At 64.1% G+C, this 1,973-nt stretch carries 3 protein-coding genes; 2 read left to right on the plus strand and 1 reads right to left on the minus strand.

From position 1 onward, the window contains the following. Together J0I64_RS20710 and J0I64_RS20715 are read left to right on the plus strand one after the other, a co-directional pair. Nucleotides 1-196 (plus strand): hypothetical protein (locus J0I64_RS20710; RefSeq protein WP_291411846.1); only part of this gene is annotated, 196 nt, incomplete at its 5' end. Nucleotides 197-200: 4 nt separating this feature from the next. Continuing rightward, nucleotides 201-788, plus strand: coding sequence for a YdeI family protein (locus tag J0I64_RS20715; RefSeq protein WP_291411848.1), 588 nt, complete (start codon nucleotides 201-203; stop codon nucleotides 786-788). Nucleotides 789-862: 74 nt separating this feature from the next. Here J0I64_RS20715 and J0I64_RS20720 read toward each other — a convergent pair whose 3' ends face one another. Beyond that, nucleotides 863-1,921, minus strand: coding sequence for a Gfo/Idh/MocA family oxidoreductase (locus J0I64_RS20720; protein WP_291411850.1), 1,059 nt, complete (start codon nucleotides 1,919-1,921; stop codon nucleotides 863-865). Nucleotides 1,922-1,973 lie beyond the last annotated feature (52 nt).

Genomic DNA, 1,973 nt, shown 5'->3' on the forward strand with positions numbered 1-1,973 from the left:
CCGGCGGCTGAAATTGCACAACACGCTCTTCACCGTGCAGCCGACCGGTCAGCCGGCCGAAAAGCGCGAACTGGCCTCGGTGGAGGAAATCCGGGCAGTTCTGAGCGAAGAGCTCGGCCTCAGCCTGCCCGAGAGCGAAAAACTCGATACCAAGCTCGCGGGGCTGGTCCCACAGGCCCAGGAACCGGTGGCCTGAGGCCATGCCGCCCGTCACCGTGCCACCCGAGGCGTTGCGCGAATTTCCCGATTTCCGCTCGTTCTACGACTGGCTGGAAACGCACCACGACAGTGCGCCGGAAGTCTGGATCCGCATTTTTCGCAAGGGCACGGGCAAGCCGACCATCAGCCCGGTCGAGGCGATCGACGCGATTCTGTGCTGGGGTTGGATCGACGGCATCCGCAAGAGCTGGGACGACGAGAGCTTCGTGCAGCGCTATTGCCCGCGGCGGCCAAAATCGGTGTGGAGCCAGATCAATCGCGACAATGTCGCCAGGTTGACCGAAGCGGGCCTGATGACCGTCCACGGGCAGAAGCAGGTCGACCTCGCCAAGGCCGACGGCCGCTGGGACGCCGCCTACAAGACCACCATGGCCCCGCCCGACGACCTCCTCGCCGCCATCGCCGATAATCCCGCGGCCCAGGAAACCTTTGCACGGCTGACAGCCCAGAACCGCTTCGCCCTGACCTTCCGCCTCAACAGCCTCAAGACCGAAGCCGGCCGCAAAAAGAAGATCGCCGCCTTCGTCGACATGCTGTCGCGCGGCGAAACGATTTATCCGCAGGGCTAGGCTCCAGCGCCCGGCTGCGGCGGTGTGGACCACCGGGACAAGCCCGGTGGTGGCAATCGAGGGAACAAGAGAGCCTAAAGCTTGACCGCCAGGCCCGTGCGCACGCTTTCATCGGCCGCGAGGCAGATGTTGAGGGAGGTGACGGCGTCGTTCATGTGGCGTGTCAGGTCATAGTCCTCGGTGATGGCGCGATAGACAAAATCCTGTTCGCGATCGCAGAGGCCCTGGTGGTCGGGTTCGCCGTGCATGTCGAGCCAGTCGTCGGGGCGGGCCGGCTTGTTATTGGCATCGAGCGCGCCGTGGTGGACGAGGATGCGCGAGGTCTGGGTGTGGGCGTTGATATCGGCCGAGGCAGCGCCCTGATCCATGACGATGGAAACGGCGCCATTGGGCGAGATCACGTCCTTCACGAAGAAGGCGGTCTCCGACATCATCGGGCCCCAGCCCGCTTCGTACCAGCCGACGCTGCCATCATCGAACAGCACCTGGAAGTGGCCGTAATTGTACATGCCGGCCGGCAGGCCCTTGGCAAGGTTGACGCCCATGCCGCGCACTTCGACGGGCTTTGCGTCGGTGATCTGGCACATGACATCGACATAATGCACGCCGCAATCCACGATCGGCGAGGTGGTCTGCATGATCGAGCGGTGAATGTCCCAGGCCGGGCCCGAGGACTGCTGGTTGAGATTCATGCGGAACACATAGGGACCGCCCAGTTTTCGCGATTCTTCGATCAGCTTGGTCCAGGAGGGGTGGTGGCGGAGGATGTAGCCGATGACCACCTTGCGCTTGTTGGCGATGGCCGTATCGACGACGCGCTGGGCATCGGCGACGGTGGCGGCAAGCGGCTTTTCGACAAAGACATGGGCGCCCGCTTCAAGGGCCGCCACGGCATAGTCGGCATGGGTATTGGTGTGGGTGGCGATGGAGACGACGTCGGGTTTGAACTCGGCGAGCGCCGCCGCATAGTCGTTGCGGACCGGATAGCCGGAGAGCTCGTCCGGCAGGGTCGGCGCCGAACGGTTGACGAGGCCGACAATGTCGAAGCCGGAATGGGTGTGATAGGCCAAGGCATGGCTACGGCCCATCTGGCCGAGGCCGACGACCAGTACCTTCAGTTTTTTCTCGGTCATGTGGGTTCCTATCGTCAGGCTGTGCGCCGCGCCGCGGCGATCTGCCGGGCAC

It is taken from the genome of Devosia sp., assembly GCF_017307565.1.
In the GTDB taxonomy this organism is placed as follows: domain Bacteria; phylum Pseudomonadota; class Alphaproteobacteria; order Rhizobiales; family Devosiaceae; genus Devosia.